The 25,227-nt window shown below is 69.5% G+C and carries 20 protein-coding genes; 6 read left to right on the top strand and 14 right to left on the bottom strand.

The window, feature by feature from the left end; translation table 11 throughout:
• Window positions 1–3 precede the first annotated feature (3 nt).
• On the top strand, window positions 4–675 hold the full coding sequence (locus tag ABYF38_RS00170; protein WP_371152115.1) for a hypothetical protein: 672 nt from the start codon (window positions 4–6) through the stop codon (window positions 673–675).
• Window positions 676–708: 33 nt separating this feature from the next.
• Here the strand turns inward: ABYF38_RS00170 and ABYF38_RS00165 are convergent, their stop codons facing one another.
• From ABYF38_RS00165 to ABYF38_RS00140, 6 genes are read right to left on the bottom strand one after another with little or no spacing between them, the layout of a single operon-like run.
• Window positions 709–2,013: an FKBP-type peptidyl-prolyl cis-trans isomerase gene (locus ABYF38_RS00165; protein WP_371152114.1), complete on the bottom strand. Its 1,305-nt coding sequence runs from the start codon at window positions 2,011–2,013 to the stop codon at window positions 709–711.
• The gene (locus ABYF38_RS00160; RefSeq protein ID WP_371152113.1) at window positions 2,010–3,419 is read right to left on the bottom strand and encodes a proteasome accessory factor PafA2 family protein; all 1,410 of its coding nucleotides are present in this window, start codon (window positions 3,417–3,419) and stop codon (window positions 2,010–2,012) included. Before ABYF38_RS00160 ends, ABYF38_RS00165 begins: the two co-directional genes overlap by 4 nt.
• Window positions 3,416–3,595 (bottom strand): ubiquitin-like protein Pup, encoded by a 180-nt coding sequence (locus tag ABYF38_RS00155; RefSeq protein ID WP_371152112.1) that lies wholly within the window; start codon window positions 3,593–3,595, stop codon window positions 3,416–3,418. Before ABYF38_RS00155 ends, ABYF38_RS00160 begins: the two co-directional genes overlap by 4 nt.
• Entirely contained in the window at window positions 3,592–5,202 is a 1,611-nt protein-coding gene (locus tag ABYF38_RS00150; RefSeq protein ID WP_371152111.1) for a proteasome accessory factor PafA2 family protein, read from the bottom strand. Before ABYF38_RS00150 ends, ABYF38_RS00155 begins: the two co-directional genes overlap by 4 nt.
• On the bottom strand, window positions 5,199–6,632 hold the full coding sequence (locus tag ABYF38_RS00145; protein WP_371152110.1) for an AAA family ATPase: 1,434 nt from the start codon (window positions 6,630–6,632) through the stop codon (window positions 5,199–5,201). Before ABYF38_RS00145 ends, ABYF38_RS00150 begins: the two co-directional genes overlap by 4 nt.
• Entirely contained in the window at window positions 6,632–7,741 is a 1,110-nt protein-coding gene (locus ABYF38_RS00140; protein WP_371152109.1) for a tRNA (adenine-N1)-methyltransferase, read from the bottom strand. Before ABYF38_RS00140 ends, ABYF38_RS00145 begins: the two co-directional genes overlap by 1 nt.
• 177 nt (window positions 7,742–7,918) lie before the next feature.
• On the opposite strand from ABYF38_RS00140, the gene ABYF38_RS00135 reads away from it, so the two are divergent.
• On the top strand, window positions 7,919–8,893 hold the full coding sequence (locus ABYF38_RS00135; protein WP_371152108.1) for a RecB family exonuclease: 975 nt from the start codon (window positions 7,919–7,921) through the stop codon (window positions 8,891–8,893).
• A 50-nt stretch (window positions 8,894–8,943) separates the two neighbouring features.
• Here ABYF38_RS00135 and ABYF38_RS00130 read toward each other — a convergent pair whose 3' ends face one another.
• From ABYF38_RS00130 to ABYF38_RS00115, 4 genes are all read right to left on the bottom strand, one after another.
• Window positions 8,944–9,639 (bottom strand): HAD family hydrolase, encoded by a 696-nt coding sequence (locus ABYF38_RS00130; RefSeq protein WP_371153031.1) that lies wholly within the window; start codon window positions 9,637–9,639, stop codon window positions 8,944–8,946.
• Window positions 9,640–9,642: 3 nt separating this feature from the next.
• Window positions 9,643–10,512 carry an undecaprenyl-diphosphatase UppP gene (gene uppP / locus ABYF38_RS00125; protein ID WP_371152107.1) on the bottom strand — a complete coding sequence of 290 codons (870 nt, stop codon included), beginning with the start codon at window positions 10,510–10,512 and terminating at the stop codon, window positions 9,643–9,645.
• A gap of 89 nt (window positions 10,513–10,601) precedes the next feature.
• Entirely contained in the window at window positions 10,602–10,913 is a 312-nt protein-coding gene (locus tag ABYF38_RS00120; protein ID WP_371152106.1) for a DNA primase, read from the bottom strand.
• Window positions 10,914–11,033: 120 nt separating this feature from the next.
• Window positions 11,034–12,128, bottom strand: a complete 1,095-nt coding sequence (locus tag ABYF38_RS00115) for an FAD-dependent oxidoreductase (protein ID WP_371152105.1) — start codon at window positions 12,126–12,128, stop codon at window positions 11,034–11,036.
• 136 nt (window positions 12,129–12,264) lie between these two features.
• On the opposite strand from ABYF38_RS00115, the gene ABYF38_RS00110 reads away from it, so the two are divergent.
• The 4 genes from ABYF38_RS00110 (at window position 12,265) to ABYF38_RS00095 (ending at window position 17,747) form a co-directional block, all read left to right on the top strand.
• The gene (locus ABYF38_RS00110) at window positions 12,265–13,119 is read left to right on the top strand and encodes a response regulator transcription factor (protein ID WP_371152104.1); all 855 of its coding nucleotides are present in this window, start codon (window positions 12,265–12,267) and stop codon (window positions 13,117–13,119) included.
• Complete coding sequence (locus ABYF38_RS00105; RefSeq protein ID WP_371152103.1) at window positions 13,116–14,411, top strand: HAMP domain-containing sensor histidine kinase; 1,296 nt, start codon at window positions 13,116–13,118, stop codon at window positions 14,409–14,411. The genes ABYF38_RS00110 and ABYF38_RS00105 overlap by 4 nt, the downstream gene beginning before the upstream one ends.
• 184 nt (window positions 14,412–14,595) lie before the next feature.
• Window positions 14,596–15,357, top strand: a complete 762-nt coding sequence (locus tag ABYF38_RS00100) for an ABC transporter ATP-binding protein (RefSeq protein WP_371152102.1) — start codon at window positions 14,596–14,598, stop codon at window positions 15,355–15,357.
• Window positions 15,358–15,359: 2 nt separating this feature from the next.
• Window positions 15,360–17,747: an FtsX-like permease family protein gene (locus tag ABYF38_RS00095; RefSeq protein WP_371152101.1), complete on the top strand. Its 2,388-nt coding sequence runs from the start codon at window positions 15,360–15,362 to the stop codon at window positions 17,745–17,747.
• 1,077 nt (window positions 17,748–18,824) lie between these two features.
• Here ABYF38_RS00095 and ABYF38_RS00090 read toward each other — a convergent pair.
• The 4 genes from ABYF38_RS00090 to ABYF38_RS00075 form a co-directional block, all read right to left on the bottom strand.
• Window positions 18,825–20,885: a hypothetical protein gene (locus tag ABYF38_RS00090; protein WP_371152100.1), complete on the bottom strand. Its 2,061-nt coding sequence runs from the start codon at window positions 20,883–20,885 to the stop codon at window positions 18,825–18,827.
• Between the two features lie 595 nt (window positions 20,886–21,480).
• Entirely contained in the window at window positions 21,481–23,532 is a 2,052-nt protein-coding gene (locus ABYF38_RS00085) for a M3 family metallopeptidase (RefSeq protein ID WP_371152099.1), read from the bottom strand.
• A gap of 134 nt (window positions 23,533–23,666) precedes the next feature.
• Entirely contained in the window at window positions 23,667–24,728 is a 1,062-nt protein-coding gene (locus tag ABYF38_RS00080) for a GNAT family N-acetyltransferase (RefSeq protein WP_371152098.1), read from the bottom strand.
• A 169-nt stretch (window positions 24,729–24,897) separates the two neighbouring features.
• Entirely contained in the window at window positions 24,898–25,035 is a 138-nt protein-coding gene (locus ABYF38_RS00075; protein WP_371152097.1) for a hypothetical protein, read from the bottom strand.
• Window positions 25,036–25,227 lie beyond the last annotated feature (192 nt).

Genomic DNA, 25,227 nt, shown 5'->3' with positions numbered 1-25,227 from the left:
GCCATGCCAGCCACCGCCCGCGTTCAACAGGTGTCCTTCCGCGCCGCACCGGCCCTGTTGGCCCACCTGCTGCCGCGCCGGGGCGTGATCGTGATCGGGGGAGCCGCCGGGAGCGGCAAGTCCACGCTCGCCCGGGCCCTGCTAGACCTACTGCCGCCCCACGCGGTGCACCTGCAGGTGGAGGCCAGCTACCTGGGGTGGCGCGGCCTGGAGCCCGGGCTGCGCCTCGTTGAGGCTGCGCTGCGGCGCTCCACCAGCCACGGGCACGCCGACCTGCCCACCTGGGACTGGCTCGCCTCCCGCCCGGGCGGGAGCGTCCCCCTGCTTGCCCCGGCCAGGTTGCGCGCGCCCCTGCTGATCGAGGGCGTGGGGGCCGACGTCGCCCTGGTGCGCCTGGCCGATCTGGTGGTGCGCGTGGAGGCGCCCGCCTCGCTGCGCGAGCGCCGAGTGGCCGAGCGTGACGGCTACTGGAACCAGCTGTGGCCAAGGTGGGCCGCCGACGAGGAGGCCCACGCCTACCGCGCCGGCCTGGCCCGGGCCCTTGGTGGCGGGCGCGCCACCCCCGCTAGCGCGGCCACCGCCCCGCCGGGCGGCGCCATTCATAACGGCTGCAGGGACGACGTCGACCACCGGCCCGCGCCTAAATCCCGCCGCTACCTCCGCGTGGTGCCCTAGCGAGCGGCACCGGGCTAGGGGTTTAAGGGCGGCCTACTGGTTTCTGGCGCTGATGGCCAGGATGTCCACCACGGCCAGGATGTCCGCGTTGCCGTCGGTGAGCGCGGCGGGCGCGGCCAGCACCAGGCGGCTCCCCACGGCCCGGTCGATCACGGCCTCGGCCAGGCCCGGCTGGAGGGAGGCCACCATGACCTCCTGCGGGCCCAGGCCTGCGTAGGTGGACTCGCGTACCTTGCCGTCCCAGGTGGAGACCACATACTGCACCACCACCGTGTCGCCCTTTGCCACCTGCTCGCCGGTGCCGGAGATCAGCTCCTCGACCTTCACCAGCTGCGTGGCCACGCCCCAGGGAGCGAGCTGCGGCACGGAGTGGGCGTCGAAGGACACCATCGATCTCAGGTCGCCCTCGATCGCGGCCGACGGGCTCTGCCCCGCTCCCTCCACCGGCAGTTGGCGCGGCAGCACGTCCACCACCGCCAGCTCGGGGTAGGCCTGGCCGCCCTTCTCCACCGCGTTCAGCACCAACAGGCGGGCGCCGTCGCGCTGCCCCAGCAGGATGCCGTGCAGCGAGGCGCCCAGGCTGTCCGCGTTGACCTCCACCACGTCCACGTGCGGGAACGCGCCCTCCAGGACGCGCTTGCCGGTCTGTCCGTTGAAGGTGGTCACCGCCAGCACCACGCGGTCGCCCTCTTGCAGCTCCCGGCCCGTGCCGGCCTGGACCACCCGGTGATTGGGCGCGGCGGCCAGCTCCACGGGGTTTTGCAGGCTCAACGTGGGCACCGATCCCAGCCGCCCGCTCACCTGCACGGAGTCGAACGCGCCGCGCCGCGCCTCCTCGATTGCCCGCTGCTCTGCGGCGTTTTGCTGCACCACGGCGGCGATCACCCCGATCACAAGCGCGGCAACCAGCAGGCCCGCCCAGAGCCACCAGCCGCGCGCCAGGCGCCTCAGCTGGGACAGGGCGGCGCTGCCGCCGCTCCGCTCCGGGCGGCGCGGCGGTGCCACCGGGACTAGCGGCTCGGCGCGTTCAGGTCCCTCTGCGGGCCGGGCCACTCCGGCCTCGGCGTCGGGCTGGGTGACCGGCCAGAACGGCAGGTCGGAGGTGACAGGCGGGGTGGGCGCGTCGCCCTGCTGCTGGCGCAGGTCTCGCCGCCGCACCCGCCGGGGCGCCGCTTCGGCGGCGGGCTGCGCCGCCTGCCCCTCCCGCGCCTCCTCGGCCTGCGCGGTGCCCACCGCAGCGGCGTCGGACTGAGCGGTGCTCTCCTCGAGCGGCGTGAGTTGGCCCTGTTGGCGCAGCGCGCGGCGCGAGGGCAGGGAGAAGTCGCGCGACTGGCTCATAGCAGCAACATCGCCTCGGTCGCCCCGCGTTCGGGGCTGCGCAGGTGGGCCACCAGCTCAGCAACTGCAGGGTTGCTGGTCTCCCACGGGTCGGCGAGCGTGATGGCCGGCAGGCTGCGATCCAGCAGGCGCAACGTCGTCCAATCCGCCGCCAGGTCCCGCCGGTACTCCAGCGCGGCCGCTATGGCCGCCCCCCGCAGGCTGGCGCGGGTGGCGGGGGCGCTGTTCTGGGCGGCCTCCACCTGGGCGACGGTGGTGAAGCGGCGCAGCAGCCCAGCCGCCTCCAGCCGGGCGCGCAGTCCGTGCGCCGTGATGTCGTGGTAGGCCAGCTCCAGGGTCGCCACCGAGGCGTGGTCCAGGCCCACGCCGTGGCGCTCGCAGTGGCGTTCCAGCAGGCGCCGCTTGGCCACGTGGTCCAAGAGGTCGGCCACCTCGTCCTCACGGCCGGCGCGCAGCGCATCCACCGCCCGCCCCCACAGCTCGTGGCCCAGGCGCACCACCGGGTCCGGGTCGCTGGCCGCCAGGTGGGCGGTGCGCTCCACGTAGTGCGCCTGCAGCTCCAGGCCCGTCAGCCACTGTCCGTTCTTCAGCTCCACGCGCGCGCTGCCCTGGGCGGAGATCGCGCGCACGGCCCCGATCGGGTCCACCAGCTCCAGGTCCTCCAGCTGCGCCCCCTCCTCCAGGGCGGTGAGCACTAGGGCGGTGGAGGCCAGGTTGATCAGGCTGGAGCCCTCTGCCATCGAGGTGTCCGCGTTGATGATGTGCAGGCGGCGGTAGAGCTCGTGGTTGGCGTGCGGCTCGTCGCGGGTGTTTATCAGCGGCCGGGCCCGCGTGGTGGCTGCGGAGACCACCTCGCTGACCACATCGGCCCGCTGGGAGAGCACGTAGCGGGCGGTGCCGTCCTGCTCGCGGCGCACGTGGCCCGCTCCCGCCACCACCTGGCGGCTGACCAGGTGAGGCACCAGCCCCATCACGCGGCGGCGGAAGTCGAAGCGGCGGCGGATCAGGTAGTTCTCGTGGCAGCCAAACGAGGAGCCGGCCGAGTCCAGGTTGTTGCGCAGCAGATGAATCTGGCCCGCCACGCCCCGCTCCTGCAGGCGCGCCGTAGCTCGCTCGGCCAACGCGGCGAGCATCTCGGTGCCGGCCCGGTCCTGCGCCAGCACGTCCGCTAGGCGCGCGCACTCGGCGGTGGCGTACTCGGGGTGGGCCCCCACGTCCAGGTAGAGGCGGCCGCCGTTGGGCAGGAACATGTTGGCGCCCCTGGCCAGGGAGGGGTCGTTGAACAGCTCCTGGGCGGCCTCCTCCGCGCCGAGCTCGGGCCCCGGCCCCACGTGGGTGATGCCGTACTCGATCTCGACGCCGACTATGCGCCGCCGCTGGGTGGGCTCAGTGTCCAAACCGGTCACTGACCGCCCTTTTGCACGAATCCCTGCACGAACGCCTGGGCGTCGGTGGCCAGCACCGCGTCGATGTCGTCCAGCAGCGCATCCAGGTCAACGTCCTTGGCCTGGGGCCGTAGGGCGGCCTGCGCCTCTTCCTCGCCGCTGCCGGCAGTCGCGCCGGCGAAAGTCTGCTCGCTCATCTCTCCTCCTGCAAAACATCGTAAGCCCGCGCCAGCAGCGGCGGCTGCGCCTGTCCGCCCGCCTCTGGCAGGTGGACGCGGCGCAGGTACTCATCCCCGTCCAGGTCCAGGATCACCGAGGTCCAGGACGCGGCCACCACCGGCAAGCTCGCTACCGCTGCGCCGCGCACGGCGGCCCGCGTGGCGCACGGCGAGGCGTGCTCCGCCGCCTGCGCCTCTCCCGGCGCCAGCAGGTGCGCCACGCGCCCGGCGGCCTCCAGGCGCGCCACCAGGGAGCGTTGCGGGCACAGGTCGTGCCACTGCAGGTCCAGCGCGGCCAGGCGCGGGTGGGCCCAGTCTCCGCCCAGCCGCTGGCGCATCCCCTCCAGTAGCTGCAGCTTGGCCACCCACTCCACGTAGGGAGCCGCGGCGTCCCGGTCGGTCTCCAGCAGGTCCAGCACGCGGCCCCACCAGTGCAGGATCTCGGCCCGCTCGCCGCTCAGGGCGGCCTGGCCCAAAGCGTCGATGACGGCCTGCCGGTAGGCGCGCTGGATCTCAATGGCCGTGGCGCTCTTGCTGCTTTGCAGCTCCAGTTCCTGCGTGAGGGTGGTGTCGTATGAGACCTCCCGCACCGCCCGCAGAGGGCTAGCCAACGCCAACGCATGGATCTCCAACGGCGTGCCAGCCTCGATCATGTCCAAAACCAAGGCGGTGGTGCCCAGCCGCAGGAAGGTGGAAAACTCAAACTGGTTAGCGTCCCCGTTGATGACGTGCAGGCGGCGCCATATCGCCCAATCCGCGTGCGGCTCGTCGCGGGTGTTGAAGATTGGCCGGTTGAAGGTAGTTTCTAGGCCGATGTCGTTCTCGATGAAGTCGGCGCGCTGCGAGAGCTGGAAGCCCGGCTGCTGCGAGCGCTGCCCGCGCCCCAGCCGCCCGGTGCCGCACAGGATCGGGCGGGTGACCAGGAAGGGGGTGAGCACGGAGATCAGATCGTCCAGGTCTACTTCGCGGCGCACCTGGTAGTTCTCGTGGGAGCCGTAGGCCGCTCCCTTGCCGTCGGTGTTGTTCTTGTAGACCACGGTGCCATCCCCCAGCGCGTCGGCCGCCCGCTGCGCCACCAGGTCGCCGGCGCGGTCCACGGCCACCGCCGCGCGCACCGAGTCGCATTCTCCGCCCGAGTACTCCGGGTGGGCGTGGTCCACGTAGAAGCGCGCGCCGGCCGGCGTGATGACCACGCCCGGGTGCGGCAGCGCGAGCTCGGCCCGGCCGGGACGGGCCAACGCCTGCGCGCTCGCCAGCGCCTCGGTGCCGATCAGGGTGGCCGACGTTCCGCCCGCCGCCCCCACCGGGAAGTCCTGCGGCGCGGCGGCCACGTGCCCGTTGCTGACCATCCCGCCGCGGTGGGCGGAGGCATCGGTTAGCTGCGAGGGGTGCGCGGCGGCGCGGTCCAGGCGGTGGCCCCGCAGGTCGCACAGCGGGTCCTCCCCGGCGTAGTCCCACCGCGTCACGGGCCGCTCCAGCAGGCCGGCGTAGGCCTCCACGAGCGCGGTGGCCAGCACGTGCGACTGCCCGCCACTGGCGCGCAGGATGCCGTACTCGGTCTCCGTGCCGATGATCCGTCCGGTCACAGCTCCTCCTGCCCTCGGCGCGCCGCCATCTCGGCCGCCTGCGCCGCCTCTGCGGCCACGGCGGCCGCGATGTCCGCCTCGTTGATGCCCTCGGCACGGCCTGCGGCCGTGGCCTGCAGCGCCGCTAGCTTGGCGCGGTCCACGATCCGGGCCACCAGGGCACCGGAGGCCACCTGCAGCAGCGTCGTGCCGGCCCCGGCGCCGTCCGTGGAGACCTGGGCGCACTCCAGGCCGCCCACCAGGGCGTCGGCAAGGCGCGCGCGGCGGGCGGCAACGTCGTCCCCCTGCACGCTGGCGGCGATAGGCACGCCGGGCCGCAGGTGGGTCAGCGCGATGGCGCGGCACTGGGCGGCGTCCGGGCGGGAGATGCGCAGCTTCAAATCCAGGCGGCCGGGCCGCAGCACCGCCGGGTCGATCATGTCCTCCCGGTTGGTCGCGCCGATCACCCGCACGCCCTCCAGGCCACCCACGCCGTCCAACTCGGTGAGCAGCTGCGGCACGATCGTGGTCTCCATGTCGCTGGACTTACCCGCCCCGCGCCGCCGGAACAGCGCCTCCATCTCGTCAAAGAAGACCACCACGGCCGCACCCGTGGCCGCCAGCTCGCGGGCGCGGGCGAACACGGCACGAATCTTGCGCTCCGTCTCCCCCACGTACTTGTCCAGCAACTGCGGGCCGTTGATCACCAAGAAGTGGCCGCGCGCGCCGTGCGAGGACGCCAACTGGGTGGCAAGGGCCTTGGCGATCATCGTCTTGCCGCAGCCCGGCGGACCGTAGAGCAGGATGCCGCTGGTGGGACGCAGCCCGTAGCGGGTAAAGAGCTCCGGCTGCTCAAGCGGCAGCTCGATGGCCTGACGCACCGTGGCCACCACGTCGTCCAGGCCGCCGATGTCGCTAAACGCCACGTCCGGGGTCTGCGGGGTGAGCAGCTGCTCCACGTCCTGCCGCTCCACCAGCTCCAGGGCGATGCCGGTGCGCAGGTCGCAGCGCAGGCAGTCGCCCACGCCCAGCTCGCTGCCGGCCAGGCGGCCCAGCAGCACCACGCGCTCACCCGACTGCGTGGTCACGATCCCGCGCTGCTCATCCAGGCGCTCGGTCAGCACGCACAGCTCCCCGCCCGCTGCGGGGGCCACCGCGTCCACGGCCACCATGTCCGCGTCCACCAGCACCCGGCTGCCCGCGTGCAGCGTGCCCAACACCAGGTGGGAGGCGGCCGGCACGCTGCGCAGCGCCGAGCCCACCTGCACCAGCAGGCGGCGCTCCCCCATGTCGACCTCCACCACCGTGGCCACGTCCAGAGGCTGGCGCCGCCAGGCCTCCACCTGCTCGCCTAGCGCCGCCAGGTGCGCGCGGGCGTCGGCCAACGCGCTCGCCAGGCGGGTGTTCTTCTCCTGCAGCGAGGCGAGCTCTGCGGCCTGGGCGTCAAGCATTAGTCCTCCAGCCCCGCCGTGATCTGGCCGTCCTGGACGTTTTGGCCGTCCTGGCCGGGCGGGCCGTCCTGGCCCTCCGGGACGTCCTGGCCGGGCGGCGGCGGCACCTCGCAGGCGCTGTGGTCAACCAGGTCCGCCACGCGGGCCGTGACGTCCCGCTTGACCTTGCGCACCTTCTTGTCAGAGGTCGGGCGCTCGCCCAGGTCCTGGCTGGTCCACACCTCCTCGCCCGTGTAGGCGCCCTTGGCCGGGCGGCGGCTGCGCAGCGGCGGCTGGTGGCCCGGCGCCAGGCGCCGCGCGGTGACCAGGAAACCCGTGTGCGCCACCATGCGGTGATCCGGGCGCACGGCCAGGCCCTCCAGGTGCCAGTCGCGCACCAGCGACTCCCAGGCGTGCGGCTCGGTGAACAGCTCGCTTGCCCGCATGTCCTCCACCACGCGCGAGAGCTGGGTGACGGTGGCGACGTAGCAGAGCAGCACACCACCCGGCGCCAGCGCGTCGGCGCAGACCTGCAGGTTCTCCCACGGCGCCAGCATGTCTAGCACGATCCGGTCGATGCTGCCGGGCTCCACCACCTGCGGCAGGCGCTCGGCCAGGTCGCCCACCTCCACGCGCCAGGCAGGGTGACGGCGCCCGAACCACAGGTCGACGTTGCCCTGCGCGATCTCAGCGAAGTCCTCGCGGCGCTCAAACGAGATGAGCTGGCCGTATTCGCCCACGGCGCTGAGCAGGGACATGGACAGCGCGCCGCTGCCCACGCCCGCCTCCACCACGCGCGCCCCCGGGAAGATGTCTGCCATCTGCACGATCTGCCCGGAGTCCTTCGGGTAGATCACGGCCGCGCCGCGCGGCATGGACAGCACGTAGTCGCTCAGCAGCGGGCGCAGCACCAGGTACTGGGCGCCGGTGGAGGTGGTGTGCACGGTGCCCTCCGGCAGGCCCACCAGCTCCGAGTGGCGAAACGAGCCGCGGTGGGAGTGGAAGTAGCCGCCCTCCAGCAGGACGATCGTGTGCATGCGGCCCTTGGCGTCGGTGAGCTGCACGCGGTCGCCGTACTTCAGGGGGCCACGGCGGGAGGCCGGGCCTGCGGGGGTGTAAGAAAAAGTCACCCCAAGATCATACGGGCGTTGCGTAAAGCGCCCGGCCCCGGTGCGCGTGATGTTCGGCGGGCGCCGCGCGCGGCGCGTTCGATTCTGCGCGGCGCGGCGGCTGTGGATGGCCGGTGCGGCCCTCCTTTGCGCGGGACGGGTCCAGCGGTGTTGGTGCCCGCCGCTACGGTGGAAGGCATGGAAGACACGCACGCGCGGCCCGCGCCGGCCAACCCCGCCCAGGCGCCCACCGGCTCCACCCGGGCGGCGGTGGGCGGCGCCCCAGCTGCGGCCGGGGCCGCCCAGGTACCGGTCAACGCCACTCGGCCCTCGGCCGGGGCCGCCCCGGCACCGGCCCGGCGCGCTGCGCTCTCCCCCTCCCGGGCCAAGGAGTTTCGCCAGTGCCCGCTGCTCTTCCGCCTGCGCCAGGTGGACCGCCTGCCCGAGCCGCCCGCCCCTGCGGCCGCGCGCGGCACCCTGGTGCACTCCGTGCTGGAGCACCTCTACCTGTTGCCGGCCCGGGAGCGCACGCCCGCCGCAGCGCTGGACCTGGTGCAGCCCCGGTGGGAGGCGATGGTGGATCGCCAACCCGAGCTGGCCGCCCTGGCGGCCGCGCAGGGGCCGGAGTGGTTCGGCAGCGCTCGGCAGCTGGTGGAGCAGTACTTCCGCCAGGAGGACCCCACCCGGCTGGAGCCGCGCGACCGGGAGAAGTTCCTCGAGGTGGAACTGGCCGACGGCACCCTGATTCGCGGCATCGTGGACCGCATCGACGCCGCCCCGGACGGTCGCCTGCGCGTGGTGGACTACAAGACGGGCAAGGCGCCCTCCCCCCGCTTCATCGAGGAGGCGCTGTTCCAGCTGCGCTTCTACGCCCTGTTGCTCGAGCGCACCGAGGGCGTGCTGCCGGCCCGCCTACAGATCGTCTACCTGGGCAACGGGCGCACCCTCACTCACGACCCCCACCCCGACGAGACCGGCGCCCTGGAACAGGAGATCGGTTTCCTCTGGGACGAGGTGGCCGGCTGCCTGGCGGCGGGCTCGTTCGCTCCCCGGCCCAGCCGCCTGTGCGACTGGTGCAACTTCCAGTCGCTCTGCCCTGCCTTCGGGGGCACTCCCCCGCCGTTGCAGGAGCACGACGTTGCCCGCGTGGCCGCCACGCGCGCGCCGCGCTAAGTAGAGGCCGGCGCAACGTCGTCCCTGCCCCCTAACCCAGGGGGGGGCCGCTAGTGACCGCCGGCGCTCTGGTCTGCCGGGAAGTGGTCTATCACCTCGCCGCGTACCAGGCGGCGCAGGGCATCCAGGTCCAGCTCGGTCAGGCTGCGCACCCGTGAGAGGCGCGGGTGGGGTTCGATCGGCACCATGTACGGAATCGAAACGGCGTTGACGCCGGCGGCCAGCAGGGCGCCCACCCCGGAGCCCGAATCCTCAAACCCCACGGTCTGGCCCGGGCTGACGCCCAGCTGCTCGCAGGCGCTCAGGTAGCACTCCGGGTCCGGCTTCAGCCGGGCCACCTGGTCGCCGGCCACCACCACGTCCATCCCGCCGGGCACCTGCGTGGCGGTGAGCTGCGCCAGGTGCGTGAACGAGGAGGTCACCAGCGCCTGCCGCACCCCCTGCGCGCGGGCGGCGGTGAGCAGTTCCAGGGCCCCGGGGCGCCACGGCACCCCGCGTTCCACGATCGCCGTCTCCACGTAGGTGCACCAGGAGGCGATCACGTCCTCCTCGCTCATCTCGATCCCCGTCAGGCTGCGGTAGATGCGGGCCGAGTGCGTGAGCGGTTTGCCCACGAACTCCAGGGACTGCCTGGCATCGAACTGGGCTCCGTGGCTCTGCGCCAGCTCCACCTGGGCCGCCACCCAGTAGACCTCGGAGTCGATGAGGGTGCCGTCCATGTCCCACAACAGCGCCTCTGGCAGCATCACTCAGCCTCCCATGCTCGGTAGGGCCGGGACGGTCCCGGTCAGCAGCAGCAAGATGATCGCCGCGCCCACCGCGAAGCGGTAGAGCACGAACGGCATGAAGGTGCGGGTCTGGATCAGCTTCAAGAAGCCCACGATCACCACGTAGCCCACGGCGAAGGACACCACGGTGGCCACGAGCGTAGGCCAAAGCCCCACCGCCACCCCGGAGGTGTCTCCCTTGACCAGCTTGTACAGGCCGGAGCCGAACACCGCCGGCATGGCCAGCAGGAAGGAGTAGCGCGCCGCCTCCGCCCGCGTGAAGCCCATCAGGCGCCCGGCGGTGATGGTTCCCCCCGACCGGGAGACACCGGGGATCAGGGCGGCGGCCTGCGCAAAGCCGTACGCCAGTGCCTGGCCCCACTTCATCTCAGTCAGCTTGAGCTTCGTTTGGCCGCGCTTGTCCGCCCAGCCCAGGATCACGCCGAACACGATCAGCATGGTGGCCGTGATCCACAGGTTGCGCAGCGCGAAGTCGATGTAGTCCTCCAGCAGCACGCCCAGCAACACGATGGGCAGGGAGCCAACGATGATCATCCAGCCCAGTTTGGCGTGGGCATCCATCGGGGCGGCGTGCTTGATCTTGCGGCCCAGGGCCCGCTGCCACAGCGCCGGCAGGCTGGCCACCCACGACTTCGTGATCCGCCACAGGTCGTGGCGGAAGTAGATCAGCACCGCCAGCTCGGTGCCCAACTGGATGATCGCGGTGAAGGCCGCCCCCGGGTCGGTCCCCATCAGCTCCCCCACCACCCTGATGTGGGCGGAGGAAGAGATGGGCAAGAACTCGGTTAGCGCCTGGATTAGTCCCAGGACGAAGGCCTCCAAAACATTCACGGCCCCCAGCCTATGCCAGGAGCCGTGAAGCCGTTTAGTTACTCCACAACGGTCGCCGCCGCGTGGGGCGCCCCGAGGGGGCGGGCGTGCTAGTCGTCGTCCTCTTCGTCCTCGTCGTCGTAGAACTCCTCGTCCTCGTCGTCGGAGTCGTCCTCGTCGTCGTAGTAGAGGTCGTCGTCCTCGTCGTCCTCGTCCAGTTCCTCGTCCTCGAAGATGTCGAAGGGCAGCGAGGCACCAAAGGCGCGGATCAGGGCGTCGTCGTAGGTGAAGAAGGCGTCCTCCAGCACCGATTCGGCGCGCACGACCGCCGGGGAGTCGGCACTGCCTGCACGGCATGCCTCAAAGTGTGTCTCCAGGGCGCGAATGAGCTGGTCTAGCGCGACGCGAGGTTCGTTACTCATGGCGCCATGGTAGACGAACCGGGGCGGGCGGAGGCACCGATGCCGCCAAATCGTGCGGCAAGTGCCCCTACCCGCCCCGGGTGGTTCACCCCTCGGCTAAACGAGCGGGGGTCGGGCCGGTCAGTCGCGGCCCAGCAGGCTGCGCACCCAGGTGGTGTGCAGGTCCTCGCCCTTGATGCGCACGGTCTCCTCCGCGCCGGCCACCTGGACCTCGCCGGTCTCCGGGTCGCGCAGCTCGCAGGCGCCGCCCTCCGGGCCCAGCGGCATGAGCACCCAGCGGCGCTTGGGCTGGTAGGTGCGCTGCGGCTCGCGCCCCTCGATGATGTCACGCAGCACGGAGGCCACCAGCAGGCCCTGGTCCACTGCCGCATCCGCGCGGTCCGGCTCCGGGGTGTGCGCCAGGTCGCCCACGGCGAACACGCCCGGGTGGCCCACCACCTGCAGGTATTCGTCCACGTTAAGGGAGCCGTCGCCGCGCTTGGCCTGGTCGAACTCCGGGCCCAGGTAGCCGCTGGCCACGCGCGAGCCATAGCAGCGGAACCAGATGTCGGCCTGGATGTTGCGGCCGTCCTTGGTGTCCACCTCGAAGGGGCTGAGCACGCCCACGTCCACGGGCGGCAGGTAGCCCAGCGAGGTGCCCAGCACCAGCTCCACGTTGCGCTGCTCGAGCTGGTAGCGCAGCTCGGTGCGCAGGCGCGGGTCGCAGGGCTCCAGCGGCAGGATGTCGTCCTGCTTCTCCACCAGCACGACCGTCAGGTGCGGGTAGGCGCTGGTCAGCTCGCCGGCGAGCTCCACGCCCACGCCACCGGCGCCGACCACGAGGGCGCGCTTGGCCTGGCGCAGCGCCTGGTGCAGGCGGCTCAGGCGGGCGCCGGCGATCTCGTGGGAGTCCTCAGCCAGCTTCGCGGGGAACGGGGAGGCGGTACCGGTGGCCAGCACGACGGCGTCGGCCTCGATGGTGGTGCCGTCGGAGACGAACACCTTGGTGCCCTCCAGGCGCATGACGGTGCCGCGCACCACCTGGCCGCGCTGAAGCAGCTTGTCGTAGGGAATGAAGATCGTCTCTGCCCACTCCGGGTCCACGGCGGCGCGCAGGGTGGCGGCGTGGTGAACGAACGTGTCCTTGGCTTCGACGAGCACCACATCGGCCACATCGTCCAGCGCACGGGCCACGCTCACGCCCGCGTAGCCGCCACCTACAACAACAACCTTCATTGGCCGTCCTTCCCAAAGTGCTTGGGAACCATTTTTGCACGACGCCCCGCCCGCCACGCAGATGGGACGCCCGTATGCGCTGTGGTCTGTGCGGCGCGGTCACGCGCCGGTGGCAGTGGGTGGGAGACTTTTGCCCATGGTTGAAGCGCTGGACGTGTTGCTGGTCGAGGACGAGGCGGAGCTGGGCGCCGCCACCGCCGACTATCTGCGAGCCTGCGGGCTGGGCGTGGTGCACTGCGTGAGCGCGGAGGAGGCGCTTGGCGCGCTGGAGCGCCAAGCGCCGGGGGTGGTGCTGCTGGACGTGAACCTGCCGGGTCGCTCGGGTTTCGAGCTGTGCCGCCAGTTGCGCGGCCGCGCTCCCGGCCCCACCGGGCCGGCCGGCCCCGGGCAGCCCGATGGCTCGGCCCCGCCGGGCGATGCCAATTCGCCCTGCATTATCTTCGTCTCCGCCCGCGCCTCTGACCTGGACCAGGTGCAGGGCCTGGCCCTTGGAGCAGATGACTTTGTCACCAAGCCCTTTTCGTTGGCCGTCCTGGTGGCCAAGGTGCGCCGCGCGCTCGAACGGCGCGCCGCCGCGCCGGCACCGCTCCCGACCGGCCCCGGGGCCGACGCGGCCCGCCTACCGGCTCGCGCCGCCTTCCCTGCGGCCACGGAGGTGCCCGGCCCGGCCGGCGACGCTCCCGCGGCGACGGGATTTGCCGATGCCCACCTGCGCGTGGACTTGTCCACGGGCCGCACCTACGCGGCGGGCAGGGAACTGCAGCTGACCGCGCTGGAGGACCGAATCTTGCACTTCCTGGTGGAAAATCGCGGCTCGGTGTGCGGCAAGGCGCAGATCATCCGCGAGGTCTGGGGCGATGAGTACACCAGCGAGGGCACGCTCAGTGTGCACATCCGCCGCCTGCGCACCCGGATCGAACCCAACCCGGACTCCCCCACCTACATCCACACCGTGTGGGGGCGCGGCTACCTGTTCGAGGCCCGCCCGTGAGGTTCCTGCGAGGGGCAATCGCCGCGCTGGTGGTGCTGTTCGCGGCCGCCGGTGCCGCCCTCTTCTTCCTGGCGCTGAGCCCCGCCCCGCCGCCCGCCACCGCAGACCTGAACGACGTCGCCCGCCGCCTGGAGGCCGCCTGGCCCGACCTGGCTTCCGTGCCGGCGCACCTGCGCCAGCGGGTGGTCATAGTGGACGCAAACGGTACCCTGCTCACCCCCGCCGGCCCCGCCGGCGCTGCCCCGCAGGGCGCCGGCCAGACGGTAGACCCGCTCTGGCTGGCCAGCTGGAGCGGCGCCACGCGGCCGCTGCTCATGCCCGTGCGGGACCGGGACCAGGTGGTGGCGTGGGTGTTCCTGGACGACTCCCTCCCGGCGCGCCACTCGACCGAGCGCCTGGCCCTGGCGGGCAGCGCGGCCGCAGCCCTGGCCGCCGGTGCCCTCATCACCGCAGGTAGCCTGGCCTCCCTCCACCGGCGCGTGATCCGTCCCTTCCGGGAACTGGAGCGATTCGCCACCCGGGTGGCCGCCGGCGAGCTGAGCGCCCCGCTAGAGCGCGACCGCGCCGGGGCGTTTGGGGCCTGGAGTGAGAGCTTCGACCTGCTGCGAAGCGAACTGGAGGACGCGCGCCGCCGCGAGGCCGCCGCGCGCGAAGCACAGGAGGCGCTAGTGGCCCAGATCGGCCACGACCTGCGCACGCCAGTTGCCACCATCAGCGCCACCGCAGAGCTGCTGCAACTCACCGAACACCGCCCGGAGGTGCTGGACCGCCTGGGAGTCCTGGTCGCCAAGAGCGCCCAGATCGACTCACTCATCTCAGACATGTTCTCCGCCCAGGCCCGCCAGATCGAGGCGCTGCCCGTGCGCCCTACCGGCGTCACCGGCCAGGAACTAGCAGACCTCGTCCGCCAGGCCGACCACCGGCGCCTGGCCACCGTCACCGACTTCCCCGCCGTCCTGGTCAGCACCGACCCCCAGCGCCTTGCCCAGGTGCTAGACAACGTCATCCAAAACTCCTACAAGTACGCCACCACCCCGCTGGTGGTGGAAGCGTGGCTGGAAGAGCACGCCCTCCACATTCGCCTCACCGACAGCGGGCCCGGCGTCGCCCCCGACGAACTGGGCGTCATCTTTGCGCGCGGCCAGCGCGGCGCGGGCGCCGCCGGCACGCCGGGGCAGGGGCTCGGCCTGTTCACCTGCGCCCAGCTGATGGAACGGATGGGCGGCCACATCTACGCCTCCCTGCCCGCCGCCGGCGGCTTTGCCGTCACGCTCACCCTGCCCCTCGCCTAAGCGCCCGCCCCCGGCCGCCCCGCCGCTAGGGCGATTGGGAGGCGAGGCCGGCGCAACGTCGTCCATCCCAGTGCCGCCCCAAGGCGGGCGGGCGGCAAATCGCAGGCGAACCTTAAGAGTTTCGTAAGGACTTGCGCGCACCGGCCCCGTTAGCGTCTAAGGCGTTGAAAAGAAAGGCCACACAATGGACCCCCACGCCACCCACTCGGTGCTAGTCACAACCAAGCTCTCCAAGACCTTCTCCGTCGGAGGCAGCCAGCAGCACGTCCTGCGCAACCTGGACCTCCACATCGCCCAAGGCTCCTACACGGTCATCATGGGCCCCTCCGGCGCCGGCAAGTCCACACTGCTCTACGCCCTGTCCGGCCTGGACCGGCCCAGCCTGGGCGCCGTCACCCTGGCCGGCCAGGACCTCACTCGCCTGAAGGAGGACGCCCTGGCCAGGTTCCGGCGCGCCCACTGCGGCTTCGTCTTCCAACAGGTCCACCTGCTCGACTCGCTCAGCGTGCTGGAGAACCTGGAGACCGTCGGCCTGCTGATCAGCCGCGATCGCGCCGCCGTCACCGCGCGCGCCCGCCAGCTCCTGGAGCGCGTCAACATCCCCGAGCGCGACTGGTCCAAGTTCCCCGCCATGCTCTCCGGCGGCGAGGCCCAGCGCGTGGCCATCGCCCGCGCCCTCATGAACAGGCCGGCCGTCGTGTTCGCCGACGAGCCCACCGGCCAGCTCAACTCCGAACACGCCGCCGCCGTGCTGGACCTGCTGGACGACGTCCACTCAACCGGGCAGACCATCGTGATGGTCACCCACGACGTGCGCACCGCCTCCCGCGCCGAGCGCGTCCTCTACCTGCGCGACGGCAAGGTGGCCGGAGAGTGCGCGCTCACCGGTACCGGCGCCGAGCGCACCGCCGCCCTGACCGGCTTCCTCACCGGAATGGGGTGGTGAGCGTGACCGCCTCGAAACTGCTCACGCTGCGCAACGCACGCAAGCACCGTGGGCTCTTCTCCGCCGTTTTCCTGCTCTCCCTCATCGCCGGGCTGCTCAGCAACGTCGCCGTGGTCATGCTCACCCAGCACTCCACCTTCCTGACGGACTTCGCCGCCAAGCTGGACACCGCCCAGGCCGTAGCGATCGTTCCCGCCACGCCCGCCGCCACCCAGATGGAGGAACGCCTGCGCGCCGACGAGCGCGTGGAAGAGCTGACCGTGCGCCCGGGCGTGGGAATCATGGGCCAGATCCCATTCGCTGACGACACCATGCCCGCCAACTTCTTTTTCTACGACGTCGACGCCGCCCCAAAGATGAACCGCTGGCAGATGTCCTCTCAATCCCCGGACCAGCACGACTCCCCCATTTGGGTGCCCGCCACCCTCGAAGCCGCCGGCCGCTACAAACTGGGCGACGAGCTCACGCTCACCTCTGCACTTGGCGAGCGCAAATTCCACGTACAGGGATTCCTGGAATCGCCCTACGGGGGAATGCCTAGCATGGGGCTGCTCTGGTTCGGCCTGCCGCACGACGACTTCACCGCCCTGCAGAAGGAGGCCGACGATTTCGTGTCCGCCGCCGGCGGCATCGCCGCCGTGGAAGCCGCCGCCGGCGCCAGCTTCGGTTGGGTGCCCTCCAGGCTCCTGGAGGTGCGCAGCGGCAACGTCGAAGACGGGCGCGCCGCCGTGCAGGCGGCCCTAGAGGCGTCCAACCTCGAGGACGAGTCCTGGGAGATGGACCTCAACATCGTCGTGCAGGGCAACAGCATCTCCGTGGGGCTCGTCTCCGTCACCATCCTGGTCTTTGCCATCATGATCGCGGCCGTTGCCGTGCTGGTGCTCGCCTTCATGCTGCGCGCCGCGATGCGCGACGACCTGCCCACCGTGGGGGCCCTGCGGGCCCTCGGCTTCACCAGCGCCCAGGTGATGCGCCCGCTGGTGCTGCCGCTGACGGTGCTGGCCGCCCTCAGCGCCGCCCTCGGGGCCGGGGCCAGCTACGCCGTCTTCCCGTTCCTGGGCAAGCTGCTGCGCAGCCAGACCGGCCTGTACTGGCAGGCGGAGTTCTCCCCCACCGCCCTGGCCGCCGTCATGGCAGCGCTCGGTGTACTCATCTGGGCAAGCGGTGCCCTGGCCGCGCGCCGCGCCGCCAAGCTCACCGCCGTGATGGCCCTGCGCGGCGGGCAACGCGATCACTCCACCTCCCGCAACCTGCTGCCGCTGCGCCGCACGCGCGGCTCGCTGCCGGCCCTGCTTGGCATCAAGGAGCTCCTGGCCGCCCCGGGGCACGCCCTGCTCATCCTGATCGTGTCCGCCGCCTGCTCTCTCGGTTCCGTCTACGCCCTGTCAGGCACCGGACTCCTGATCGATAAGGAACGCGCTCTACCGCTCTTGACCGGCGGCATCATGCCGCAGGTAACCGTCATAGACAGCGACCCGCGCCGGGCCGAATACGCCTTGGAAACCGCCCGGGCTCTGGAGGGTGTGCAGGCGGCCTTCTACTTCAACCAGGGCAGGCTGAGCACCGACGAGATCGGCCTGTTCGCGCTCATCGCCGACGAGTTCGACAAGCTGCCCCTCAACCCGCTGTACGAGGGCCGCTACCCGCGCCACGCCAACGAGATCGTGGTGGGTTCCAACATCGCCAGCCGCTTCGGACTGGAGGTAGGGTCCACCTGGGAGCTAAAGCGCAAGGGCACCACCGCCACCTACCTCGTCACCGGCCTGGCCAGCAGCGCGTTGAACGCAGGCGAATTTGCCCTCATGACGCGAGAGGGCTACCGCAGCATGGTGCCGGACGCCAATCTCTTTAACGTCGGAGTATATGCCAGGCCCGGCGTGGACGCAGCGGAGCTGACCACTCGGGTCAACGCGGCATTCGACAACGAGGCCCTAGTGGTCAACTCCCAACGTGCTCTCCAAGTGCAGGTATCGGGGTTCCAAAGCATGGTGCCGCTGCTGACCTACTCCCTGATGGTGTTCGCAGTGGTGGTCGTGGTCCTGGTGATCGGGCTATTCACCTTCTCGCTGGTCTCGCGCTCCCTGCCCAGCTCCGGCCTGCTCAAGGCCCTCGGCTTCACCTCCAGGCAGGCGGCCAGGCGGGTGCGCTGGACCGTGCTGCCGCCCGTGTTGCTGGGCGTGATCGGGGGTGGTGCGCTCGGGGCGGCCCTCATCGGCCCGCTGCTCACTCTCACCCTGTCCGGGGCGGGGATTAAGAAGGTGGCCGTATCCATCCCGGTCTGGCCCAGCTACCTGGTCACCGCCTTCACGTTGGCCACCGCGCTCGTGGTGGTCTACGCCGCCACGCGCCCGATCTCCCGGGTCTCCGCGCGCACCCTGCTGGTCGACTAGCCACGACAGCTTAAAACCAAGCGGGGCGTGGAGAAGAACGAAGCATGGCCTCGCCTAGAAAAAACAATGGTTTCGCGTCACAAGGCTCATAGGCCCAAGAACACCGCGCCTCCCCCAAAAGGGCTCTTCACAGATGAGGGTGTTGCTGGGGTGAGGGTGGTCGTCGCGCGTGGTAGCGGCTCCGTTGCCTCCGTGGTGCCTGTGCTGTTGGGATCGCTGGTGGCTCGGTCCTGGGGCTGTCTTGGGGAGGCCGTCCCGGTGGAGCGGTGGCGGTGTTGAGTAGGAGCGGGAGCAACGCCAGAACACCGGCCAGGTGGTGGACGGCATGCGCGAGCGCCTACCCGGGAGCACGTAGCAACGCGGGCTGCGGGCCCCTGGCCGGTGGGAGCGGGCTGTGGGCACCTGGCCGGCGGGAACGTGCCGGGTCGGTGGGAGCATGCCGGGGGCCCTGGCCGGCGGGAACGTGCCGGGCCGGTGGGAGCGGACCGTGGGCCCCTGGCCGGCGCGTGTCGGGCCGGGTCGGTGGGAGCGGGCTTTGGGCCCCTGGCCGGTGGGAGCGTGTCGGGTCGGTGGTCGTTGCGCAAACGGTTGAGTCTTTATGGTTCCTGTTTCGCCCTTGTTGTAGCGCTCGTGGCTCTATTGCACCTCTTGTAGCGCTACGGGGCCGATTAACGCCTCAATAGGTCCCCCAAAGGCGCAAGAGGAACAACAACGGCCCAAGAACTGCAACAAAGGCCCAACCGCTTGCGCAAGCCTCCGGACCGCAAACCACCCGCCACCCCGCGACGGATAAGACCAAAGCGATCAGGCGCGGCGCGCGCGAACGCGACCGGCACACCCCTGCCTCGCAAATGCTGCACCGGGGTACATGCGACCGCTTGGTGCCATGGCACCGGCCGGTCGCATGTACCCCGAACGCACGCTTGTGCGCTCGGGGGCACCGCGCCACCACCCACCACCCACCACAGCCCCCACCTTCAGCTGTGAAGAGCCCCCAAAAGCCAGGATGGCGAACGATGCGAGTATACAAATCGTCATACCATTCCCAAATGCACGTCAACCAACGGCAAAGTCGCATCAGTTAGTTAACGAATTGGTCAAATGCTTGCCGATGTAACCGATAACCACCGCACCCAGATCGTTGACACGATCCTCCAGGTAAATACGCGGGCTCGTCGACCCTTTCGTTTGCACTTCGATGTGGGTGAACATTTTCCGCCTTCCCGAACTATCCACCTGGGGCGAAACGTGGAAGTTGCGCTCATCCGCCATCTTCCTATTATTCTTCACTAATTCCGACTCGGTCTGCCTGAAGCGCTCCGGTGAAAAGTGTACGTACCCCTGCACACTCTCAGCTTTCAAAAATTCTCTCAACCCGCCATTAAATGCCACATCTATTTCCCCCTTCTTGCAGGCGACGTAATTGTCGAGGGTTTGCAATATATCGACGATCCAATCAAGCCAGTTCTCGCCTTGAGATTTTCTGCTTAGAGCCATCGCCTCCGACCAATTGCATTCAAACATAAGGTGGGGATAGGCGACTGGAGCTAATTCCTCTAGCTCTTCCCAGCCGTCGATATCTTGTCGCTTATAACCCTCTACGCGGGCATAGGTAGCGGAATCGTTGATCGAGTTGGCACGCAAGGCCTCGCGCGCTACTCTCAGCTGGTACCGCGCTTCCTTGAGCTCGTCCCTCACCACACCAATCTCGTATTGAAGTTCATACTGGAAAAATTTAAGCTCTTCCATACTCTCATTGTGCGCTTCACTCTCTTGAGCCACCCTTTCAGAGTAGGCAAAATAGTCGTTCTTCAACTTTTCCAATTGGGCCTGAACGATTTGCCGCGATTCCACCTCCTGCTGATTGCTATTCTCCAAAAAGGCGATCTTCTCATTTGCCGCAGACAACTCATTCCTCAGGGCAGAGATTTCCGCAAATAGCGCAGCTTGATCGACTGCGTTATGCACCCCGTCGCGCACGCTTGCACCTGACTCTTCGCCAGAGCTATCTCTCGCGGGCAAGCGTTCCAAAGTAGCTTGCCCTCTTTGAATCGCCTGAGCGCTTTCGCGTAGACTTTCCTCCGCGCGCTCCAAAACCCCTTCGAGTGAAGGTCGGCACTGGATTGACCGCTCCGCACGGCCAGCGCCGGCAGCCTGACCTACCCGGTTTTGATCGACACTAATTTCCAAGCTGCCCAGATTCGCATCTAGGGCCATCGACAGTTCTTGCGACGACAAAGTTCGCAAACGCCGTAGAGACTTTTCGACCGGACGTGCTCTAAACTCATCTCTACAGATGCGCCCAAACATCCGCTCTAATACATCCGTTCTGGATGTTAGCAATTTTTTCGCCGAAATGGCTCTATGCAACAATCCTCCGTTTGGATCCGAGATCGTCGCATTAACCTTAAACAGTCTCGGAGAATACTCCCTCAACTGAAGCGAGGGTGACGCCTGTTCGTTGAAGACACGAGCCATCTCCTCTGTCAAGATGAAAGTGGCCGCCTGGCCTAGGGTCTTGCTAGTTAATCGTCCTAGCCTGTCTTGCCACACCTTTATATCCACGGTGCCATCTTCGCTACAAAGAATTACAGCAGATGCTCTCCGTGGATTCTCGATTGATGCAATTAACCTATCTAACTCCCGCCTGCTATCCACTATCTCCGGGCGGGCCGGAAGGAGCAACTCCCCTTCAAAGCACCGATAGGTCCTCAGCCACTCCCTGAGGAATACGGGGACTTCGGTCCAAACTGAAGACTCTTCTCGCCTCACATCAGGGGCGGCATCAACTTCAAGCAGTACCGTTACTCTCGCACTCTTTCCTTTCGTATCTAGCGTGATTAGAACCGATGTTTCCCAATGCCCATTCTCGGGAGGATCTTTATATATCAGGTGCGCATAATCGGCGCCTCCACCGCTAGTGCCTTTGGAATACGCGACGGCTGCACCTCTTTTGGTCCTCAATACCTCATTTTCTTCAAGCTCATCTATTCCCTTGATACGCTTTTTGTTCTTTAGCCAGCTGAACACGTCTGCCAACAGTCGAGAAATCGCGTTCTCTTTAGCCAATGCCGGCGTCGCATCAACATCTATCGAGAAACAGGACCTATATCCGAGCATTTCGCCCTCCCACAGCATCTGGTTGGTATGGAAGTTCAGAGGTAGGCTGAGATTGTAACGTCCGGATGGTTTGGATCAGCGTTCATCAGTCGTTGTGTCCGTGAGTCCGGTGAAGTGCACCGGGATTGTGTTGAGCGTGCTGGCCGGAAAGATGACGTTTTGTCGAGGCAGCCAGGCGTGAGTGGATCGGTCAGCAGTGGCTTGGACGGTGGAACGCTGATTTTGTTGAGATGGGCAAGACTGGCCGTGCGGCGGGCAGGTCCAGGTCTTCGGTTTGCGAGCAGCATTCGCTCCGCAAGGACTTGGAGCTAGCCCAGGTCCTAGACGAGGGCTGGTCTCGGGTTTTGGGACCCTTCACGAGTCAAGCGATCGTTGCGGTTACCTCAAGCCCCGGGCGGCCGCGCGCACGGTGCTGAGCACATCACGGCGCCAATCCGCTCGGCCTGCGCGTTCGGACGCCCGCGCCAACGACGGTCAGCATCTTCACGCCACAGGGTCCCTCGACTGCAGGCCGCAGGGCTGCGGGGCGGGGGTGGCGGTTAGCAAAACCGCCACCCCCGCCCCAGCTTTAGGGTCAGGCCCGGTCAAACCGGGCCGGAGAGTCAGCCCCCGGTCAGGCCAGGCCGCGCTTGGCCAGCAGGTGCTTGACCTCCGCGTCCCGCCCGGCGAAGGCCCGGTAGGACTCCTGGGTGGGCCTGGTGTTGCCCCGGCTGAGCACCTCGGCCGCGAAGCGGCGCCCGGCCTCCCGGTTCAGGCCGCCGTCGCCGTCGATCTCCCCCTCGGAGCGGAACCACGCCACGGCGTCCGTCGCCAGCACCTCGGCCCAAATGTAGGCCCAATAGCGCGCGTCGTAGCCACCGGCAAAGGTGTGCGGGAAGTAGGTGGTGCGGTAGCGCGCCACCACCTCGCTCGGGTCGAACCCGGCCTGGCGCAGCAGCTCGTCCTCCTTGGCCAGCACGCCCTCGGCGTCGACCGGCAGCTGGTCCATCTCCAGCTGGTGCCACCCCTGGTCCAGCAGCGAGGCCGCCAGGTACTCCGAGGTGGCGTAGCCCTGCCCGAACTGGGCCATCGCCGTCAGGCGCTCCACCAGCTCGGCCGGCAGCACCTCGCCGGTGTCGATGTGGCGGGCGTAGTTGGCCAGCACGCGCGGGTGGGTGGCCCAGTTCTCGTTGAACTGGCTGGGCAGCTCCACGAAGTCGCGCGAGGTGTTCGCCCCGGCCAGGGAGGCGTACTTGCAGTTGGAGAGCAGGCCGTTCAGGGCGTGCCCGAACTCGTGGAAGGCCGTGGTGACCTCGTCGAAGGTCAGCAGTGTGGGCTGGCCCTCGCCCGGGCGGGCGATGTTCTGGCAGTTGACCACCACCGGGTAGGTGCCCTCCAGGTGGGACTGCTCCACCAGGTTGTTCATCCACGCCCCGCCGGCCTTGCCGTCGCGCGTGTAGAAGTCGCCCAGGAACAGGCCGATGCCGTTGCCGGCCTCGTCCTTCACCTCCCAGACGATCACGTCGTCCGCCCAGCCCTTCAGGTCCTCGCGGCGCTCGAAGGACAGGCCGTAAAGCAGGTTGGCGGCGTAGAACACGCCGTTCTCGATCACGCTGCCCAGCTCGAAGTAGGAGCGCAGCACGTCGTCGTTCAGCTCGAAGCGCTCCTTGCGGGCCAGGGTCTCGGCGCGCGCCCAGTCGGACAGGGCGAAGGCCTCCACGCCGTCGATCTCGCCGGCCTTGGCGAGCACCTTGGCCAGCTCGGCCCGCTCCGCGCGCAGCTTGGTGCGGGCCGGCTCCACCAGCTGGCCGAGCAGCCCCATCACGTTCTTTGTGGTGCGGGCGCCCTCCTCGTCCACCGCCAGGGCGGCGTGGTTGGCAAAGCCCAGGAGCTTGGCCGCCTGGTCGCGCAAGCGCACGATCTTGAGCACCAGCTCGCGCGTGTCCGCCTCACCGCTCGCGCCCCGGGAGATGGAGGCGGCGTGCACGCGGGCGCGGGCCTGCGCGCTCGGCAGGGAGGCGACGATCGCCTGCACCGTCGGGTTGTCCATGCTGGTGAGGAACTCCCCGTGGCCCGCCTCTGCGGCGGTGGCCGCCAGGGCGGCGCGCGCCGACTCATCCAGCGTCTCTACCTCCGCCGCGCTCAGCTCAACGGCCGACTCCTTCAGGCCCGCCACCACCTTCTGCTGGTACTCGGCCTCCAGGCCCGCCAGCTGCGCGTTCAGGCCGCGCAGCACGTCCTTGTCTGCGGCGCTCAGGGCGATTCCGCCGCGCTCGAACTCGCGCAGCTGCTCGCTGACCCACTGCTTGGTCTCCGCGTCCGCCGCGCTCAGGTCCACAGACTTGATGCGCTCGTACAGGCGCTCGTCCAGCAGGTAGGCGTCCGTGTGCGCCGCCAGCAGCGGCGCCAGGCGCAGCTCGGCCTCGTCGTAGGCCGCACCGCCCACCGCGCCGGCCAGGTTCCAGAACACCGCGTTCGCGCGGGTCAGCAGCTCACCGGCGCGCTCCAGCGCCTCCACCGTGTTCTCCACGGTGGCCGGCTCCGTGCTGGTGGCGATCTGCTCCCACTCGGCCCGCTCGATTTCCATGCCCTCCACGATGGAGGCCTCCATCAGCTCCGGCGTGAGCAGCTCGAACTGCGGCAGCTCGTAGGGCAGCGGGGAAGGCTGCGCCAACGGGTTAGTCATAGTTATTCCTTTCGGTTTTCTTCCTTAAGTTTCAGGGGCGGCCGCCCCGCTAGGCCGCCTAGTTGAGCGCAGGCGTGCGTGGACGACGTCGTCCACCCGCCTCCCCCACCAAGCGGCCGGTGGTGAGAAGCGGCCTAGTCGGTGCCGGGCTCCGACGCCAACCCAAGGGCCCGGCGCACGTTGGGAGGGAAGAAGCCCGGCCCCTTGAGCACCTTGCCGTCGGCGCGGTAGATCGGCTTGCCGTCCGCGCCCAGCTTGGAGAGGTTGGAGGCCTGCACCTCCGCCAGCACGCGCGGCAGCGAAATGCCGGCCTCGATCGCCATGCCGTAGATGACGTAGACCAGGTCCGCCAGGGCGTCGGCGGCCTCCACCACGTCGCGCGAGTGGTCGTCCTCCTTCAACGCCTCCGGCAGCGCGGCCTCGAACGCCTTGCGGGCGCTGGGGCCGTAGACCGCGCCCACCAGCTCGGCGCACTCCTCCAGGATCAGGCTCATGCGCATACCGATGCGATCGAAGTCCACGCTCGGCACCTGCCGGCCCATCGGCATCAGGTAGGTAGCGTGGAACTGGTTCACCAGGGCCTCCGGGTCGCGCGGGTCCAGGGGCAGCTCGCCGGCCACGCCCGGGCCGTCCCACGGGGAAGCGGGCACGCCGCGCGGGTCAGTCGCCAGGAGACTGCCCACCCACTGGTCCACCAACGGCTGGCCCACCTTCAGCACCAGGGACTTGCGCCTCGTGCCCTCCCGGACGAATCCCATCCGCCAGGCGGTCTTCCAGGACGGCCAGTTGCCCACGGCCGCGCCCCAGGTCAGGGCCGTCAGGCCCAGGTCGTTGAACGCGTGCTGCGCCACCAGCTCCAAAGCGCGGTGCATGTAGCCATGGCCGCGCTGTTCACCGGCCAGGTAGTAGCCCACCTCGGCACGCCCGTCCACCGGGGTGCGCAGCGAGATCATGCCGATCGGGGTGGCGTCGGCGGCCCCCACCCTGATAGCCCACTCCCGGCTGTCGCCGGCCCACGCCTGCGGGACCAGCTCGCCCACAAAGAACTCGGCGTCGCTCAGTTGGTAGGGCGTCGGCACGATGGTCCACCGCTGGATGTCCGGGTCTTGGCAGATGCGGTAGATGGCCTCGACGTCCGCCTGGCCCGCCGGGGTCGCCAGGAAGATCTCGCCGTCGCTGAGTACGTAGGGTTCCATAGGGCACCAGTCTAGGGGGCCAGGAGCGCCGGTCCCGTCCGGGGCGGCCCGGCCCGCCCGGCCACGCGTGGGCGCGCGCGGGTACGAGTTGGCCCCCTGCGAACGAATCGCAGGGGGCCAGGGTCGGGATTGCCGGCGCCGTCTAGGCGGCCGGGCCTCGGCACGCGGGTCAGGCGGCCAGACGCAGCGCGCGGCTGGCGGCGGCCAGGCGGGCCTCGGCGCGCTCGATGCGGCCGGCGGCCGCGTACTTCGGCAGGGAGGCCACCTCGCGGGCGGCCTGCTCGTACTCGTGAATTGCAGTGTTCAATTCCATCTCCTCTTCTTCGTCGCGCGCACCCGTTCGGCTCGTTTGCCGGCGCTGGGTGCGCGGTGGTCTTTGGCTCGTGTCGCACGCTAGGGGCTTGCCCGGCCGCGCCGCCCGGCGCGCAGCTTTCTTGCTGCGCCGGCGGCGCCCCGCGCATCGCGTTACCGGGCATGCGGGGCGGTGCCCCAGCACCTC

The sequence above is a fragment of the Buchananella sp. 14KM1171 genome, assembly GCF_041380365.1.
Lineage (GTDB): Bacteria > Actinomycetota > Actinomycetes > Actinomycetales > Actinomycetaceae > Buchananella > Buchananella felis.
The sequence above is the reverse complement of the archived record's forward strand: the minus strand, read 5'-3'. Positions and strand labels throughout refer to the sequence as shown.

What these genes read in the sequence shown, in the direction of transcription:
- ABYF38_RS00170 (WP_371152115.1), top strand. Translation starts at nt 4, where the DNA reads ATGCCAGCCACCGCCCGCGTTCAACAGGTGTCCTTCCGCGCCGCACCG.
- ABYF38_RS00165 (WP_371152114.1), bottom strand. Translation starts at nt 2,013, where the DNA reads ATGAGCCAGTCGCGCGACTTCTCCCTGCCCTCGCGCCGCGCGCTGCGC.
- ABYF38_RS00155 (WP_371152112.1), bottom strand. Translation starts at nt 3,595, where the DNA reads ATGAGCGAGCAGACTTTCGCCGGCGCGACTGCCGGCAGCGGCGAGGAA.
- ABYF38_RS00145 (WP_371152110.1), bottom strand. Translation starts at nt 6,632, where the DNA reads ATGCTTGACGCCCAGGCCGCAGAGCTCGCCTCGCTGCAGGAGAAGAAC.
- ABYF38_RS00135 (WP_371152108.1), top strand. Translation starts at nt 7,919, where the DNA reads ATGGAAGACACGCACGCGCGGCCCGCGCCGGCCAACCCCGCCCAGGCG.
- ABYF38_RS00130 (WP_371153031.1), bottom strand. Translation starts at nt 9,639, where the DNA reads ATGCTGCCAGAGGCGCTGTTGTGGGACATGGACGGCACCCTCATCGAC.
- ABYF38_RS00120 (WP_371152106.1), bottom strand. Translation starts at nt 10,913, where the DNA reads ATGAGTAACGAACCTCGCGTCGCGCTAGACCAGCTCATTCGCGCCCTG.
- ABYF38_RS00115 (WP_371152105.1), bottom strand. Translation starts at nt 12,128, where the DNA reads ATGAAGGTTGTTGTTGTAGGTGGCGGCTACGCGGGCGTGAGCGTGGCC.
- ABYF38_RS00110 (WP_371152104.1), top strand. Translation starts at nt 12,265, where the DNA reads ATGGTTGAAGCGCTGGACGTGTTGCTGGTCGAGGACGAGGCGGAGCTG.
- ABYF38_RS00100 (WP_371152102.1), top strand. Translation starts at nt 14,596, where the DNA reads ATGGACCCCCACGCCACCCACTCGGTGCTAGTCACAACCAAGCTCTCC.
- ABYF38_RS00090 (WP_371152100.1), bottom strand. Translation starts at nt 20,885, where the DNA reads ATGCTGTGGGAGGGCGAAATGCTCGGATATAGGTCCTGTTTCTCGATA.
- ABYF38_RS00085 (WP_371152099.1), bottom strand. Translation starts at nt 23,532, where the DNA reads ATGACTAACCCGTTGGCGCAGCCTTCCCCGCTGCCCTACGAGCTGCCG.
- ABYF38_RS00080 (WP_371152098.1), bottom strand. Translation starts at nt 24,728, where the DNA reads ATGGAACCCTACGTACTCAGCGACGGCGAGATCTTCCTGGCGACCCCG.